We start from the raw sequence: 16060 nt of genomic DNA on the forward strand, positions 1-16060 counted from the left end.
AGCCCGCAAGGCCTCGGCCGCGCGGGCTTTTTTACGTCTGTTAAACTTGCGGAATGCCTAACGCCCGCCGCCGCTCCCTCATCGCCGCCAGCACTGCACATGCGGTACATGACGGTCTCACCGATCTCATTTATGTTTTGCTGCCAATCTGGCAGGCCCAGTTCGCCATCAGCTACGCCATGATCGGCTTGCTGCGCGCTGCGTATTCGGGTGTGATGGCGAGCTTCCAGCTGCTGGCCAGCCGCTTGGCGCGACGTTGGGGACGTGAGCGCTTGCTCATTGGCGGCACGGCGCTGGCTGGTGTGGCCTATCTGATCGCCGGCCAAGCCGGCGGCCTCACCACCTTGCTGGTGGCGCTGATGCTGGGCGGCCTTGGCGCCAGCACGCAGCATCCGCTGGCCTCTTCGCTGGTGACCGATGCCCACGAAGCCGGTGGCGGCGTGAAAGAAGCGCTGGCCCAGTACAACTTTGCCGGTGATATCGGTAAGACCTTGATACCCGGCGCGGTAGGCTTGCTGCTGGTGGTAGTCAGCTGGCAAACCAGCGTGACCATGATCGGCGTGCTCGGCCTGGCAGCAGCGATGCTGCTGTGGTGGCTGATTCCCTCGACGCCACCGGCCCACGTACAGCATGCGGCCAAAGCTACTACCGGCAAAGGCTCGGTCAGCGGCCTGCGCGCGCTGCTGGCGACCGGCACACTGGACAGCACGGTGCGTATGGGCTTCCTCACTTTCCTGCCCTTCCTGTTGAAGAGCAAAGGCGCAGGCACGGCGGGCATCGGCATTGCGCTATCGCTGCTGTTTGTCGGCGGCGCGTTTGGCAAATTATTCTGCGGCTACCTCGGCGCGCGCATCGGCATGATGAAGACTGTGTGGGTGACCGAATCGATGACCTCGGTGCTGGTAGCCTTGGCCGTGTGGCTGCCGCTGACGGGCGTGATGGCGATGCTGCCGCTGCTGGGGCTGGCACTGAACGGCACGTCGTCCGTGCTGTATGGCGTGGTGCCCGAACTAGCCGCGCCGGGCAAACGCGAGCAAGCCTTCGCCTGGTTCTACACCGGCACCATCGGCGCCGGCGCCCTGTCGCCAGTCGTGTTTGGCAAGCTGGGGATGTGATGGGCGTATCGGTGGCCTTGCTGTCGCTGGCCGTGCTCATCCTCTTCACCCTGCCACTCGCGTGGCGCGTGCAAAAAGCACTCTGAGCTCAGGCGGTGTGGTAGAGCTCTTCGAGTTCTTCGCGGCGCGGGATGTCGGCCAAGTGGAGGATCAGGGTGGTGTTGAGCTCGTGCGCCGGATGGATGGCGCGGTGCTGGGCGAACCAGAAGGCTTCTTCCAAGTCTTCATCTTCATGCGCGGTGACGAACACGCGCTGCGCTTCCGGCACTTCTTCGTAGTTGACCGCTTCCTGCGCGGCGTCGTCGATCGCTTCGCGCCATTGGTCGCAATCCTTGCCCCACGCCAGCGCATACATGCAGCCGGATTCGATCAGCCAGCGGCTGGTGTCCCACATCACGGTCTCGTGCACATCGGCCTCGACCACGATAACGGCCTTGAACTGGCGCAGGCCTTCCAGCACCGGAAGGTCGCTGGAAGGAGAAAGATGAAGATATTTGACGGTGGAATTCAGCATTCCGGCATTCTCGCCGGATCTGCCGAATCCCGCAAGACAGGACTTAAAACGGATCAATCGCCACGGTGAATTTGCCGCTGGCGTCCAGCGCGCCCATGGTGTAGCCCTGCCAGCCCGGATAGGCTTGCGGTTCCCAGTAGAACACGCCCAAACCGTTCGCGCCCAAGGCCTTGGTCTTGGTCAGCAAATCGGCCAGCATGGATTTGGAAGTGGCTGCCTGGGTCCAGTCCATGCCCACTTCCGTCACCATCACCGGCTTGGAGTAGCGCGACACCATGTCCCACATATTGGTCGAGATTTTGCTGTTGTAATTGGCCCAGTCCGACGCTGGCGGATAGTGCGACATGCCGATCACGTCCCACTTGGCGCCGGCCGCTTTCACGCCGTCGAAGAACCAACGGAACACCGCGTTGTCATAGCCGTTGGCCAGGTGCAGGATCACGCTGGCGTTCGGATACACAGCCTTCACCGCGCTGTAGCCGTTGTTGATCAGGCCGGCCAGATTACTAAAGCTGGTGGTCTTCCCTTCCGGCCACAGCATGCCGCTGTTAATCTCATTACCGACCTGGACCCACTCCACGGTGATGCCATTGGTTTTCAGGTAATTCAAGATGCCGTAGGTATGGCTGTAGACATCGCTGTTCAGCTGCGTCAGCGTGTGGCTAGCCCAGGCGGCCGGCTTGGTTTGCTGGCCCGGATCGGCCCAGCTGTCGCTGTAGTGGAAATCGATCAGGATGCGCTGGCCTTGGGCGGCGGCGCGCTTGGCTTTGTACAGCACGTCCGCGCCATTGTTCCAGCCGCCGCTCGGATTGACCCACACGCGCAGGCGGATCGCGTTCACCTGCAAATTCTTCAACAGCACAAACGGATCGGTCTTCACCGAACTGCTGTTGTAGAACGAGTAGCCGCTCGATTCCTGCTGGCTTACCCAGCTGACATCGGCCCCATTGGCAAACGTGGCGCTGCGCGCGGACAGGGCGAACGCCAGCCCGCATGCTGCGAACAGCAATGCTTTCAGTTTCATATAGTCTCCAGTATTGTAGTTTTTAACGGGATGAACACATCCCCGCCGCATCACGCAGCGTCTTGCAACAGCGGGTACAGCAGAGATGTCGGTTTAGCCGAAGCGGGCGGCAGGTACGCCAGCCACTCCTACGCGCACGGCAAACACGGCGCCGGTCAGCGGGTGCGCTGCCAGCTGCTCGGGCGTGTTGTCTTCGCTCGCGGTGGTAATGAACAGGGTCTTGAGATCGTCGCCGCCGAAGGTGCACGAGGCCGGATTACGTACCGGCACGGCAATCGTCTCCAGCAGCTCGCCCTCAGGCGAATAACGGCAGACGCGGCTGCCGCCCCATTGTGCGATCCACACGCAGCCTTCGCTGTCGACGGTCATACCATCCGGCGAGCCTTCGCCTTCGGCAAACTGGCGCCAGACGCGCGGTTCGCCCAGCGTGCCATCGGCGGCCAGTGGATAGGCATAGGTGCGGCCTTCAAAGCTGTCGGTGTGGTACATGGTGGCGCCGTCCAGGCTGAAGGTCGGGCCGTTGCAGATGTGGTAGTCGTTGTCGAAGGCGTGCAGCTGGTGGTCGGCATCCAGGCGGAACAAGGTGCCGATGGCTTGCGCGTAATCGGTGTTATGCATGGAGCCGGCCCAGATACGGCCAGCGCTATCGACCTTGGCGTCGTTCATGCGCAGACCGCTGTCGGCCGGGAATGGACGGTGCAGGTATTCGATGCGCAGCTCAGGCTCCAGCCACACGCGGGCGATGCCGTCGCGCAGGCCGGCCATGAAGCCATCGCCATCGCGGCGCGCGATCAGCCAGCAGATGTAGTCCGGCATGGCCCAGCTGCGGCGCGCGCCGCTGGAGACGTCCTGCGCGTGCAAGGTCTGGTTCTTCAGGTCGACAAAATACAGGCGATTCTGTTCCGCCACCCATAACGGGCCTTCGCCCAGTTGGGCCTTTACTTCCCACAGACATTGCACGTCATGTTTGCTCATCGCTTCGATTCCCTTTATACGGCCAAAGTGCGCCAAGTGCTGACGAACGCGGCCGCACGTTCGGCCAGCTGTTCCAGCGTGACGCCGGGAGTATACAGGCTACCGCCGATGCCGAAACCGGTAGCGCCGGCTTTCACCCAAGCTGCCATCGTTTCAGGCGAGACGCCGCCCACCGGCCATACCGGCGTACCGGCCGGCAGCACGCTCTTCAGCGCCTTGATGCCGCCGTGACCGACCGACTCGGCCGGGAAAATCTTCAGCGCGTGCGCGCCTGCATCCAGCGCGGCGAAAGCTTCGGTTGGCGTGGCCACGCCCGGTGCGCAATACATGCCGAGGTCGGCAGCGCGGCGAATTACGGCTGGCACGCAGTTAGGCGAAACCAGCAGACGGCCACCAGCCGCATGAACGGCTTCCACGTGATCGACGTTAAGCATGGTGCCGCCGCCGACCAGCGTGTCCGGCAGGTCCAGCTTGACGATGGAGGCAATCGCTTCAATCGCGCCCGGACGGTTGAGCGGTACTTCCAGCGCGCGGAAGCCGGCGCCGTGCAGCACCTTGGCGACATCAACCGCCTCGGCAGGCGTCAGGCCACGCAGGATGGCGACCAGTGGCGTGGTTGGATGGGATGGTGTGGTCATATTCAAGCCTTGAGGAATTTGGAAATGGCGGTGCAGTACACCTGATGTGGATCGAGCACCGTGCACTTCAAGCCGAAGTGCCTGGCGGCGAGGTCATAGCGCGCGGCCAGCGCCGGTGAGCCGATCACGGTAATGCCCTGCCCTTCGGCCGCACGCGCCGCAGCGGCAAACTCGGCGCCGATCAGCAGGCCGCTGACGGTGGCTGCCGCCTGCTGCGGCGCAGCCGAGCGCGACACCACACCGGCACGCACGCGGAACAAGGAATTCGACAGCGGCTCGTTCTGCGCTGCCTGGTTGAGACCGGTGGCAAAGCCTTCAGCATCGGAAGTATCGCCGTCCATCATGGCGGACAGCGTGCCCCCCTTGGACAGCATGGCGAACAGTTCGCCGGTCATGTAGGTGGCAAAGGACTGGATCACGCCGTCGCGCAGCAGCACCCACTTGCTGTGGGTGCCGGGCAGGACGATCCAACCATCGCGGTGGCCGAGCGCGACTGCGCCCAGCAACTGGGTTTCTTCGCCGCGCATCACGTCGGCGGACGCGCCGTTGCGGTAGACATAGCCGGGGACGATGTAGCTGCGGCCGGCCCAGGCCGGATCGGTCACGGCCGACAGGTGCTGCGGCAACTGCTCCAGCGGCACCGAGGCATCGAGATAGTTAACTTCTTGCCAGCCCGAGGCACTGCCGACCATGCCGGACATAATCACCGGCACGTCCGACGGCAGCTGCATCGCCTCCAGCACCCCGGCCAGCGAGGCGCCGAACTTGTCGCGGCCGCCCACGGCCAGCATGCCCTGGCCGTCTTCATGCTCCGCCAGGCAGGCGCCGGATTGATCTATCAGATAGGCGCGACGATTGCTCGTGCCCCAGTCTATCCCCAAAATATTCTTATTCACAAAGCGTATCCTTTACTGAGCTGCAATGATGGTACGAAAAAGCCCCCGCCACAGCCAATGAATTATCTCGCCGGACGAATACCAAAATAGTATAGGGAAGCCCCAAAAAGTTGCCCCTCAGTTGCCTTTGGTTTAGTATGGCCGACAATAAAATTGTTTCGTTATGCCCCTCATGGAATTAAGCAAGCAGTCCTCCCGCAAACTGATCATCGCCGGCACGGCGACGGCAGTGATTGCGCTGGGTTTGGCCGCCTATTTCGCCGGCTCCACGCCAGCTGAGTCGCAGGTGACGGTCAAGGTGCCGGTCTCGGCGTCGACCAGCGCCAGCAAAGCGGCTTCGGCCGGCAAGACCGCGCCGGCCGCCACGCCACAGCGCCCGGCTGACTTCAAGGATCCAACGCCGCCGAGCGAACCAAAACCCATCCGCAGCAAGGAACAGGGCGCAGCCGCCCTGATGGCGCTGCCAGAATTGCAAGCCTGGTCGGCCCTGATCGAGAAGAATTCGGGCGGTAAAGCCCACGGCGGCCTGCTGGAATACGATCCGATGCAGCGCAAGCTGAACGGCAAGAGCTACTGGCAGTTCAGCTACGTGGAAAACAGCGCCGAGTCGGCGCTGCGCTGGGAAAGCTTTTTGGTATCGTCCAGCGATGACGAAATCCTGGTGGAAGATGCCTCCAGCGACGAGGTCATCAGCCTGGCGCGCTGGCGGCGCGAGAAGCATCCGGCCAAGCGCACCGCGATTGATAACTAAGCAGCCTTCTGCTCCGGCGCCGTTTTAACAGCGGCGCCGCGTACCTGCCCTACCCACAGCACCGTCAACACCGCCATGCCGGCGGCGATCCAGCCGTTCAGGCCGTAACCGGCGATGTGACCCGACACTTCCGTATGCAAGGTCAAACCGCCCAGCAAGGCACCCAAACCGGTGCCCACTTGCTGGATGGCCGCGTTCGCGCTGAGGAAAGCACCGCGCCGCGACGGCTCCGGCACCGTTGTCATCAGCGCCTGCATCGGGATATTGCGGCCCGAGGCCAACACCATGAAGAACGGGAAGAACAACACCACGCCCACCAGCGGCAGCACCGGAAGATGGGTGATGAACAGCACCGGCAAGATAAACAGCAGCGAGACGATACGGTACACCTTCTGCGCGCCATAACGGTCCGACCAGCGGCCAATCCGGCGCGCGGTGAAGAAGGTAGCAAGTCCACCCGCCAGATACACATAGGTGATTTCAGCCGGCTGCAAGCCGACGTTATTCACCAGCACCGGCGAGATGAAGGGAATCACCATCATGCCCGTCATCATATTGATGGCCGAGAGCAGGAAGGCCTTCAGGTGCGCCGGTTCTTTGTACAGCGCGATCAGGTTGGGCAGCATGGCCGACAGCGGCGCGCGGTTGGCGAGATGGCCATCCAGCGCCGGCAGCACGCGTGCGGCCAACAGCAAAATCGGCAGCGAGCAAATCACCAGGATGTAGAACGGCGAGGCCCAGCCGTAATGCGCGGCCAGCATCACGCCAGTCGGCACGCCGGCCACGGAGGCCAGGCTGAATGAGGTCATCACCACGCCGGTGGCAGCGCCGCGCCGGTGGGCTGGAATCAGGTCGCCGATGATGGCCATGACGATAGCGCCAAGAATGCCGCCAGTCAGGCCGGCAAAAGCGCGCGACAGCAGCAGCACGTGGAAGTTCGGCGCTGCGGCGCAAGCGAGGTTGGACAGCGTGAACAGCGCGAACACCGTCAGCAGCAGCTTGCGGCGGTCGAAGCGGTCGATGTACATGGCGGCGGCCAGGCCGGAGATACCGGCGCACCAGGCGTAGGCTGACACCGCGCCCGAGACGGCGGCTGGTTCAATGTGGAAGGCCTGCATCAGTTGCGGCGCCAGCGGCATCATCACCATGAAGTCCATGATGACGGTGAACTGCGTCAGCGCCAGCAGCCAAAGTACAAGGCGCTCGCGCTCCGGGGTAAGCGGCAGATTCATAAGGCGTTAATATCCTCAACCGCCTTGCGCAGGATGGCGCGGATTTGCTCGATTTTTTCAGGATTATGATTGGAGGCGCGGGCCTGCTCGATAGCGGCATGCTTCAAGTCGTGCATGGCGCTGCGCAGGCCTTCGCGGTGCTCGTCGCCTTCGGCCATGCGGGCCAGGATGGCGTCCACGAACTGGCGGTTCTCGGCCAGGAAGGCCTCGCCTTCGGGCGTGATGGTGTGCAGTTTCTTGTTGCCGTCGGCCGAGGCCAGCACATGGCCCATGTCCACCAGCAGGGACAGCAGCGGGTAGATCGCGCCCGGGCTAGGCGAATAGCCGCCGCCCGAGCGCTGCTCCAGCTCTTTGATGATTTCGTAGCCGTGGCGCGGCTTTTCTGCGATCAGCTGTAGCACGACGTAGCGCATGGCGCCGGCGTCGAACATTTTCGGACCGCGGCCGCCGCCGCCGCGAGGCCCATGACCGTGACCGTGCCCATGACCGCCGTGCGGGTGCTGATGACGCAAAGGATGCATAAATCGAAACATAACGAACTCCTTAAGATATAACTTATTAAGATATATCTTAACCTATTACGGCCAGAGTTCAAGTATCGATTTGTATATCCGTGTATCAGCCGTCCAGGTGGGAAATCATCAGGCGGCGGTTTTCCGCTGCATCGCCGGTGCCGGCTTTGTGTTCGACCACCAGGCGCGAGTTCTGCGCGTCCAGCGAAATACCCACCGACAGGATGTCGATCAGCAGCAGCTGCAAAATCCGCGAGATCATCGACAGGAAGGTGGTGCTGTCCTCGGTATGGTCCACCGTCAGGCACACACTGGCCTTTTTCGCCAACGGCGAATTGCTGGAGGTGATGGCAATAACATCCGCTCCCGCAGCACGCGCCGCATCCACGGCTGCCAGCAGATCCGGCAGCTTGCCCGAGTTGGAGATGGCAATCACCACATCGCCCGGTTTCAGCAGCTCGGCGGCCAGCGTCAGCAAGTGCGAGTCACCGTAAGCCGACGTCGGAATGCGGAAGCGGAAGAATTTGTGCTGGCCGTCCAGCGCCACCACGCGCGAATTGCCCATCGCGTAGAACTCAACGCGCTTGGCCTTGGCCACCAGCGCAATCGCCTTGTCCAGCGAACGCACGTCCAGCTGGTCGCGGAATTTCAGGATGGCCGACACGGTGTTGTCAATTACCTTGGCGCTCAGATCGTGCGTGCTGTCGCTGACGCGCACCTGGCTGTGACGCACAGGGATGGCGCCAGTCAGGCTGCTGGCGAATTTCAATTTGAAGTCGGCCAGGCCGAGGAAGCCCAGCGAGCGGCAGAAGCGGATGACGGTCGGCTGGCTCACTTCCGCCAGGCGCGCGATATCGGCAATCGGCTCGTTCAGTACAAGGCGCGGCTGCTCCAGCACCAGCTGCGCCACGCGCTGCTCGGCCGGAGTCAGCTCGTGCTGCAGGTGCTGCACGCGCTCCATCAGTGTGTTGGCGCCGCTGCGGCCACGCAAGTGTTCGGACAAAATCGTCGCCACGCCATAGAACGCCGGATTCGGCGTGGTGATGACGTAGGTAGGAATCTCGGCCAGATAGCTGGTGAAACGGCCCTTGGCTTCAAAGCGCGCACGGAATGGCGAGGTGGTAAACCAGTCGCCCAGGCGCGGCACAATGCCGCCGCCAATGAACATGCCGCCGAATGCGCCCAGCGTCACCGCCAGGTTGGCGGTGGCGCCGCCCAGCATGGCGCAGAAGCATTCCAGCACTTCGAGGCACAGCGGGTCTTTGTCGGTCAGCGCGCCGGAGATGATTTCTTGCGACGTCAGGTCGCGCACTTGCCGGCCATTGCGCTTGGCGATGGCGCGGTAGATGATTTCCATGCCAGGGCCGGAGATCAAACGCTCGGTCGATACGTGTGACCAGGTCTGCCATGCGTATTGCAGGATCGCGTATTCGCGTTCGTCGGCCGGTGCGAAGTTGGTGTGACCACCTTCAGAACCCAGCGTAACGAAACCGTCGACGGTCGGAATGACACCCGAGACACCAAGACCGGTGCCCGGTCCCAGCACGCCGATCACGGAATTGGAGGCTGGCTTGCCACCGCCGACCTGCATCAGGTCCGCCGGCTTGAGGCCCGGCAGCGACATCGCCAGCGCGGTAAAGTCATTCACCACCAGCAGCGTGTGCAGGCCGAGTGCGCGGCGCACTTCATCGGTGGAGAATTCCCAATCGCGGTTGGTCATGCGGATGTAATCGCCGCTCACCGGATTGGCCACTGCCAGCGCGGCGTGGTTCAGGTTCACGCCGGCATGGTCGGCCAGATAGGACCGCAGCATGGCCACGATGTCAGGATAATCATCGCATTTCAGGACGCGCACGGCGCGGAAATCGCCGGGAGCCGTTTGCAGGGCGAATCGCGCGTGGGTTGCGCCGATGTCGGCCAGCAGGCGCGGGCCGTCCGCAAACGCGGTGCGATTCAGTTTTTGATCCACTTCAGCTTGTTTCATCGTCGGTTCAGTCAAAACAGTTGGCGGAAGCATACCTGAAATACGTGGTGTTAAGAAGTAAATCCGTCGCCGCAGCGTCGTTCCCGCGAAAGCGGGAATCCATACTCAGCATGGTTCCCCGCCTGCGCGGGGAGGACGTCACGCTGCGTAACCGAACCACGCGCCGAAGGCCGGCAAAGTCACCGTGCCATCCGCCGCGCTGCCCGGCAGGCCATAGCCTTGTAGCTGCTCGGCACCGGCGGTCTGCGGCAGGTCCACGGTCTGCGCTTCGTCACTCAGGTTGAACACGGCGAGGATGCTGCGCTCACCTTCCAGATCGCGGCGCAGCGCCAGTACCTGGTCTTGCGTGTCGAAGAATTCGATATCGCCGCGCAGCAGCTGCGGGTGCTTGCGGCGCCACGCGATGAAGGCACGGGTGAAGGCCAGCGACGATTCCTTGTCCTGCTCCTGCACCGAGGCTGCCTTGGCCAGATGGTCCGGTGATACCGGCAGCCACGGTTTGCCGGTAGTGAAGCCACCATTGGCTTCGTTCGACCAGGCGATCGGCGTGCGGCAGCCATCACGGCCCTTGAACTCCGGCCAGAAGGTGATGCCGTACGGGTCTTGCAGCAGTTCGAACGGCACGTCGGCTTCAGCGAACGCCAGCTCGTCGCCTTGATACAGGCACGGCGTGCCTTTCAACGACAGCTGCATCGCCAGTACCAGCTTGGCAAACGACTGCGGCGCAGTCGCGCCACCCCAGCGCGAAGCCACGCGCTGCACGTCGTGATTACCGACCGACCACGAGGCCCAGCCGCCCTTCACCCGCGCTTCGAATGCTTCCACCTGTTTGCGGATGTAATGCGAGGAGCACTGCGGCACCAGCAGGTTGAAGCTGTAAGCCATTTGCAGCTTGTCGCCGCCGGCGGTGTATTCGGCCATCACGGCCAGCGAATCGTCCGCGCCTACTTCGCCGATCGACACGGCTTTGTATTCATCCAGCAGCGCGCGCAGCTTTTGCAGGAACGGCAGGTTTTCCGGACGGGTCTTGTCGTAGATGTGGGCTTGCATGCCGTATGGGTTCACGTCCGATACGGTGGCGGTATCGCGCACGGTGGCAGGTGGATTGCTGCGCAGTTCCAGATCGTGGAAGTGGAAGTTGCAGGCATCGAGACGGATGCCGTCCACTCCGCGCTCCAGCCAGAAACGCAGCGCATCAAGGTGCGCCTGCTGTACTTCCGGATTGTGGAAATTTACCTGCGGCTGATTGACCAGGAAGTTGTGCATGTAGTACTGGCGGCGGCGGGTATCCCACTGCCACGCCGAGCCACCGAATACCGACATCCAGTTATTCGGTGGATTGCCGTCCGGTGCCGGATCGGACCAGACGTACCAGTCGGATTTAGGATTGTCGCGGCTCGAACGGCTCTCCTTGAACCATGCGTGATCTTCGGCCGTGTGGGCCATCACCTGGTCGATCATGATCTTGATGCCGAGGCTATGCGCCTTGGCGATCAGCACGTCGAAATCGGCCAAAGTGCCGAACAGCGGATCGACGTCGCAGTAATCGGAAATGTCGTAGCCGAAGTCCTTCATCGGCGATTTGAAGAACGGAGAAATCCAGACGATGTCCACGCCCAGCGATGCGATATAGTCCAGCTTTGCCGTAATCCCCGGCAAATCGCCCACGCCGTCGCCGTTGCTATCCATGTAGCTGCGCGGGTAAACCTGATAGATGATCGCGTCGCGATACCAGTCAGGAGTGTGTGGGGAGACTTGAGTAAGTTGCTTAGTCATAAGAGAATCCGGGGTTGACGTGCTGGTGAGATTGATTTTGTAGAGAATATACATCACGAAAACAGATTTTTCAATCAGCAACCGGCTTAACGAATGCTATAAATATTCATTAAAAAACAAATACTTATGTAATTTTATAGAAATACATAGGTCAAAAAATAGTAGTCAAACTACACACTACAGGAGCAAATCTAGTGAGCAATAACGGCAACGGGGCTATGCCCCGTCAAATTCCTTACATCATCGCCAACGAAGGCTGCGAGCGTTTCAGCTTCTATGGCATGCGCAATATCCTGACGCCTTTCCTGCTCAGTACCCTGCTGCTGTTCATCCCAATTGGCGATCGCACGGCCGAAGCCAAGCACATATTCCACACCTTTGTGATCGGCGTGTACTTCTTCCCGCTGCTGGGCGGCTGGATTGCAGACCGCTTCTGGGGCAAGTACAAAACGGTGTTCTGGTTTAGCCTGATTTACGTGGCGGGCCATGCCTGTCTGGCGATTTTCGAGCATGACCTCAACGGCTTCTACGTAGGTCTGGCGCTGATCGCGTTCGGCTCGGGTGGCATCAAGCCGCTGGTGGTGGCGTTTGTCGGCGACCAGTTCGACCAGACCAACAAGAACCGCGCCAAAGTGGTGTTTGATGCCTTCTACTGGATCATCAACTTCGGCTCCTTCTTTGCCTCGCTGCTGATGCCAGTGTTCCTGCGCGACTACGGCCCGGCCGTGGCGTTCGGCATTCCGGGCATCCTGATGGCGATTGCCACGCTGGTGTTCTGGGCCGGCCGCAAAAAATATGTACACGTACCGCCAGCAGCACCGAATCCGGATTCGTTCAGCAGCGTGGCGCGCACTGCCCTGCTGGCGCGCACCGAAGGTCAATCGCGTCCGGGCCTGATGGTGGCTGGTGCCGGCGCAGTGGCGGCAGTGGTCTCGCTGTGCATGACGCCATCGTGGGGCTTTGTGATCGCAGCTTGCACGGCGCTGGTACTGGTGCTGGCGTTTGGCGGCATCGGCGTGTCGATGCAACTGGAACGCGCGCGCGGCCAGCACACCGACGCGGCGGTTGAAGGCGTGCGCTCGGTGCTGCGCATCCTGATCGTGTTCGCGATGATCACGCCGTTCTGGTCCCTGTTCGACCAAAAGGCATCGACATGGATTGTGCAGGCCAACTCGATGGACAGTCCATTGCTGTCAATCCTCGGCTGGGAATTCACACTGCTGCCGGCGCAGATGCAGGCAGTGAATCCGATTCTGGTGATGCTGCTCATCCCATTCAATAACTTCGCCTTGTTCCCGTTGATGCGCATGGTCGGCATCACGCCTACGCCGCTGCGCCGCATGGGCCTGGGCATCGCGCTGTCGGCATCGTCGTGGGTGGTGATCGGCATGATCCAGCTGTGGATGGACGGCGGCGATCACGTCTCGATCCTGTGGCAGCTGCTGCCCTACGCGCTGCTGACCTTGGGCGAAGTGCTGGTATCGGCAACGGGCCTTGAATTCGCCTACAGCCAGGCGCCGGCCTCGATGAAAGGCATCATCCTCAGCTTCTGGTATTTGGCCGTCACCGTCGGCAATCTGTGGGTACTGATCGTGAACTCGGGCGTGAAGAACGACGTCGTCGTCAGCTGGATCGCCAGCAGCGGATTAAGTGCCATCGCCTTCCAGATGTTCTTCTTCGCCGCCTTCGCCGCCGTAGTCGCCGCCCTGTTCGCCCTGTACGCCCTCCGCTACAAGATGGTCGATAACTACCGCAAGACTGCTTAATCCACACGAGGCAAGCTATGGCCATTTCATTTGAGCTGAATACAGAAACCGATTAGAAAGTATCAAAACTACAGATTCTGGAGTACCATAACCGCCAAATTCAAGGGTAATTTGCAGGGTTTTGTAACTGCACTACCTAATATACGGTTTGGGAGACGGAATATGAGTGGTAAGCGCGTGGCAGTAATTAGCTTGGGAGGCGCGCTGGCGCTGGGTTGTTTGACGGCGTCGGCGGCACCCACGCTCGCTGATTGCGATGGCGCGTTTGCCACCTCGCTGCACGCTGCGCCGGCCGTTGAGGCGCATGCTTACTGGCTCAATCGACAGCTGATCAAGTGGCCGGGGGCAAATGCTGCCGGCGGCGTGTTCAAGCTTTACTACTCCGCCACCGCGCAATTGCAGGCGGCGCAGGGCTCTCGCGTGAGCGGCGCTGATGGTGCGATCGCGTTGTCGCGCTTTGATGGCAGCGTGCCTGCTGATGTTGCGCAGCGTTTCAAGTTTGTCGGCAATGGCGAGGTGCTGGCCGTCGCGAAGGCTGATGCGGCGCGTGTGCCAGCGGCGCTGCAGCAGCAGGTGCTGCTTGTGCTGGAAGCGGAAGACGGCACGATCCGCGATGCTACCGCCTTGCAGCTTGCAGGTGCGCTGGATGACATCTACGCCAGCGCCGCCAAGTCCGATGATCTCGGCATCACCGTCGGCGTGCGCGATGTGGCCTTCAAACTGTGGTCGCCTACCGCGCAGAACGTCGCGCTGTGTACCTATGCTAGCGGCACCAGCAAAGCCGCCGCCATCACACCAATGACGCGCGACGACAGCACCGGCATCTGGTCCGCACGTGCGGGCGGTGCTTATTATCAGTATCTGGTTGACGTGGTCACGCCAAGTGCGGGCCTGGTGCGCAACTTGGTCACGGACCCCTATTCCATCAGCCTTACTACCGATTCCAAGCGCAGCTACATCGCTGACCTGAGCGCTGCAAAACTCAAGCCTGCTGGCTGGGATAAGACGCCTGCGCCAAAGAAGGTCGCCGCGCAAACCGACATGACGGTCTACGAACTGCACGTGCGCGATTTCTCGATCAACGACAGCACGGTCAGCACAGCGCATCGCGGCAAATATGCAGCGTTCGCGGAATCGAAATCGAACGGCATGAAGCATCTCGCCGCGCTGAGTAAAGCCGGCATGACCGACATCCACCTGCTGCCCGTCTACGACATCGGCAGCGTGCCGGAACAAGGCTGCGTCACGCCGTACATTCCCGCCGCCGCACCAGACAGCGAAGAACAGCAAGCCGCCGTAGCAAAGGTCAAAGCCGTAGACTGCTACAACTGGGGCTATGACCCATTCCACTACAACGCGCCGGAAGGCAGCTACAGCAGCGATCCCGCCGATGGCGCCAAACGCATCGTCGAGTTCCGCCAGATGGTGCAAGCGTTGCACAAAACCGGCCTGCGCGTCGGCATGGACGTGGTCTACAACCACACCTTCATCGCCGGCCAAAACGAAAAGTCAGTACTGGACCGCGTGGTGCCGGGCTACTACCATCGCCTCAACGCCAAGGGCGGTATCGAACGCTCCACCTGCTGCGACAACACCGCCACCGAAAACCTCATGATGGGCAAGCTGCTGGTGGACTCGGTCGCGCTGTGGACCAAGCAATACAAGATCGATTCCTTCCGCTTCGACCTGATGGGCCACCAGCCGCGCGCCGTGATGGAGCAGCTGCAAGCGCGCATCGGCAAGCAGATTAACCTGATCGGCGAAGGCTGGAACTTCGGCGAAGTGGCCGATGGCGCACGCTTCGTGCAAGCTTCGCAGCTGTCGCTGAACGGTACCGGCATCGGCACCTTCAGCGACCGTGGGCGCGACGCAGTACGAGGCGGCGGCGCAGGCGACAGCGGCACGCAGCTCATCTCGCAGCAAGGCTACATCAACGGTTTGGTCTACGACGCCAACGAGCAGGCGGGCCAGCGTCCGGTCGCTGACCTGCTGCACGCCTCCGACATGGTAAAAGTGGGCCTGGCCGGCACCATCCGCAACTACCCGCTGACCATCGCCGACGGCCGCACCGTCGCGCTGCAGGACATCGTCTACGGCGGCAACCAGCCCGCTGGTTATGCCAGCGAACCAGGTGAAACCGTCAACTACGTCGAGAACCACGATAACCAGACGCTGTACGACATCAACGCTTTCAAGCTGCCGCAAGCCACCACCGCGCGCGAACGCGCGCAAGTGCAGATGCTGGGCGCCGCCATCAACGCCTTCAGCCAGGGCGTGGCTTACTTCCACGCGGGCTTCGATATCCTGCGTTCCAAATCGCTGGACCGCAACAGCTTTGAATCTGGCGACTGGTTCAATCGACTGGACTGGAGCTACCAGGATAACTACTACGGCACCGGCCTGCCGCCTGCAGAAGACAATGGCAAGGATTACGCGCTAATCAAGCCACTGCTGCGCAATGCGAGCATCAAACCTGCACCGGCGGACATTGCCTACGCGCGCGACGCCTTCCGCGACCTGCTGTCCATCCGCTCCAGCAGCACCTTGTTCCGCCTGCGCAGCGCAGAAGATATCAAGCAGCGCCTGCGCTTCTTCAATACCGGCCCGTCGCAAGTGCCCACCGTGATCGCCGCCCACATCGACGGCAACGGTTACCAAGGCGCGCGTTTCAAATCGATCACTTACCTGATCAACGTCGACAAAGTCGCCCAGCGCATCACTATCGGGGAAGAAAAAGGCCGCAATTATCAGCTGCATCCTGTCCACACCAGCATGGCCGCAGCGGACAAACGCGTGGCCTCGGAAGCCAAGTACGACAAAAACACCGGAACCTACAGCATCCCTGCACGCAGCGCGGTCGTTTTCGTTGAAAATTAA

13 protein-coding genes are annotated in these 16060 nt (G+C 61.5%); 4 read left to right on the forward strand and 9 right to left on the reverse strand.

Features of this window, described 5'->3' with window-relative positions:
- Positions 1–53 precede the first annotated feature (53 nt).
- Complete coding sequence (locus GTP46_RS15875) at positions 54–1115, forward strand: MFS transporter (protein ID WP_229258968.1); 1062 nt, start codon at positions 54–56, stop codon at positions 1113–1115.
- 88 nt (positions 1116–1203) lie between these two features.
- Here the strand turns inward: GTP46_RS15875 and GTP46_RS15880 are convergent, their stop codons facing one another.
- From GTP46_RS15880 to GTP46_RS15900, 5 genes are all read right to left on the reverse strand, one after another.
- Positions 1204–1629: a DUF7684 family protein gene (locus GTP46_RS15880; RefSeq protein ID WP_161007606.1), complete on the reverse strand. Its 426-nt coding sequence runs from the start codon at positions 1627–1629 to the stop codon at positions 1204–1206.
- A gap of 43 nt (positions 1630–1672) precedes the next feature.
- On the reverse strand, positions 1673–2653 hold the full coding sequence (locus GTP46_RS15885; RefSeq protein ID WP_161007607.1) for a glycoside hydrolase family 53 protein: 981 nt from the start codon (positions 2651–2653) through the stop codon (positions 1673–1675).
- A 93-nt stretch (positions 2654–2746) separates the two neighbouring features.
- Positions 2747–3628: an SMP-30/gluconolactonase/LRE family protein gene (locus GTP46_RS15890; protein ID WP_161007608.1), complete on the reverse strand. Its 882-nt coding sequence runs from the start codon at positions 3626–3628 to the stop codon at positions 2747–2749.
- Between the two features lie 14 nt (positions 3629–3642).
- Entirely contained in the window at positions 3643–4266 is a 624-nt protein-coding gene (locus GTP46_RS15895) for a 2-dehydro-3-deoxy-6-phosphogalactonate aldolase (RefSeq protein ID WP_161007609.1), read from the reverse strand.
- 2 nt (positions 4267–4268) lie between these two features.
- On the reverse strand, positions 4269–5162 hold the full coding sequence (locus tag GTP46_RS15900) for a 2-dehydro-3-deoxygalactonokinase (RefSeq protein ID WP_161007610.1): 894 nt from the start codon (positions 5160–5162) through the stop codon (positions 4269–4271).
- Between the two features lie 172 nt (positions 5163–5334).
- Between GTP46_RS15900 and GTP46_RS29840 the strand changes: the two genes are divergently transcribed.
- Positions 5335–5913 (forward strand): hypothetical protein, encoded by a 579-nt coding sequence (locus GTP46_RS29840; protein ID WP_229258969.1) that lies wholly within the window; start codon positions 5335–5337, stop codon positions 5911–5913.
- On the opposite strand, the gene GTP46_RS15910 is transcribed toward GTP46_RS29840, so the two are convergent.
- From GTP46_RS15910 to GTP46_RS15925, 4 genes are all read right to left on the reverse strand, one after another.
- Positions 5910–7145 carry an MFS transporter gene (locus tag GTP46_RS15910; protein ID WP_161007611.1) on the reverse strand — a complete coding sequence of 412 codons (1236 nt, stop codon included), beginning with the start codon at positions 7143–7145 and terminating at the stop codon, positions 5910–5912. The genes GTP46_RS29840 and GTP46_RS15910 overlap by 4 nt on opposite strands.
- Positions 7142–7678: a PadR family transcriptional regulator gene (locus tag GTP46_RS15915; RefSeq protein ID WP_161007612.1), complete on the reverse strand. Its 537-nt coding sequence runs from the start codon at positions 7676–7678 to the stop codon at positions 7142–7144. The genes GTP46_RS15910 and GTP46_RS15915 overlap by 4 nt, the downstream gene beginning before the upstream one ends.
- An 85-nt stretch (positions 7679–7763) precedes the next feature.
- Positions 7764–9641: a glucokinase gene (locus GTP46_RS15920; protein WP_161007613.1), complete on the reverse strand. Its 1878-nt coding sequence runs from the start codon at positions 9639–9641 to the stop codon at positions 7764–7766.
- A 138-nt stretch (positions 9642–9779) separates the two neighbouring features.
- On the reverse strand, positions 9780–11417 hold the full coding sequence (locus tag GTP46_RS15925) for an alpha-glucosidase family protein (RefSeq protein ID WP_161007614.1): 1638 nt from the start codon (positions 11415–11417) through the stop codon (positions 9780–9782).
- 218 nt (positions 11418–11635) lie between these two features.
- Here GTP46_RS15925 and GTP46_RS15930 point away from each other — a divergent pair, with 218 nt between their 5' ends.
- Together GTP46_RS15930 and GTP46_RS15935 are read left to right on the forward strand one after the other, a co-directional pair.
- Positions 11636–13183 carry a POT-type proton-dependent oligopeptide transporter gene (locus GTP46_RS15930; protein WP_161007615.1) on the forward strand — a complete coding sequence of 516 codons (1548 nt, stop codon included), beginning with the start codon at positions 11636–11638 and terminating at the stop codon, positions 13181–13183.
- A gap of 162 nt (positions 13184–13345) precedes the next feature.
- Entirely contained in the window at positions 13346–16060 is a 2715-nt protein-coding gene (locus GTP46_RS15935) for an alpha-1,6-glucosidase domain-containing protein (RefSeq protein WP_161007616.1), read from the forward strand.

This window comes from Duganella flavida (assembly GCF_009857445.1).
Classification (GTDB): Bacteria; Pseudomonadota; Gammaproteobacteria; order Burkholderiales; family Burkholderiaceae_D; genus Rugamonas; species Rugamonas flavida.

Bases quoted from the DNA above. Each gene is read 5' to 3' on its own strand.
- GTP46_RS15875 (WP_229258968.1), top strand. From the start codon at position 54: ATGCCTAACGCCCGCCGCCGCTCCCTCATCGCCGCCAGCACTGCACAT.
- GTP46_RS15880 (WP_161007606.1), bottom strand. From the start codon at position 1,629: ATGCTGAATTCCACCGTCAAATATCTTCATCTTTCTCCTTCCAGCGAC.
- GTP46_RS15885 (WP_161007607.1), bottom strand. From the start codon at position 2,653: ATGAAACTGAAAGCATTGCTGTTCGCAGCATGCGGGCTGGCGTTCGCC.
- GTP46_RS15890 (WP_161007608.1), bottom strand. From the start codon at position 3,628: ATGAGCAAACATGACGTGCAATGTCTGTGGGAAGTAAAGGCCCAACTG.
- GTP46_RS15895 (WP_161007609.1), bottom strand. From the start codon at position 4,266: ATGACCACACCATCCCATCCAACCACGCCACTGGTCGCCATCCTGCGT.
- GTP46_RS29840 (WP_229258969.1), top strand. From the start codon at position 5,335: ATGGAATTAAGCAAGCAGTCCTCCCGCAAACTGATCATCGCCGGCACG.
- GTP46_RS15910 (WP_161007611.1), bottom strand. From the start codon at position 7,145: ATGAATCTGCCGCTTACCCCGGAGCGCGAGCGCCTTGTACTTTGGCTG.
- GTP46_RS15915 (WP_161007612.1), bottom strand. From the start codon at position 7,678: ATGTTTCGATTTATGCATCCTTTGCGTCATCAGCACCCGCACGGCGGT.
- GTP46_RS15920 (WP_161007613.1), bottom strand. From the start codon at position 9,641: ATGAAACAAGCTGAAGTGGATCAAAAACTGAATCGCACCGCGTTTGCG.
- GTP46_RS15925 (WP_161007614.1), bottom strand. From the start codon at position 11,417: ATGACTAAGCAACTTACTCAAGTCTCCCCACACACTCCTGACTGGTAT.
- GTP46_RS15930 (WP_161007615.1), top strand. From the start codon at position 11,636: ATGCCCCGTCAAATTCCTTACATCATCGCCAACGAAGGCTGCGAGCGT.
- GTP46_RS15935 (WP_161007616.1), top strand. From the start codon at position 13,346: ATGAGTGGTAAGCGCGTGGCAGTAATTAGCTTGGGAGGCGCGCTGGCG.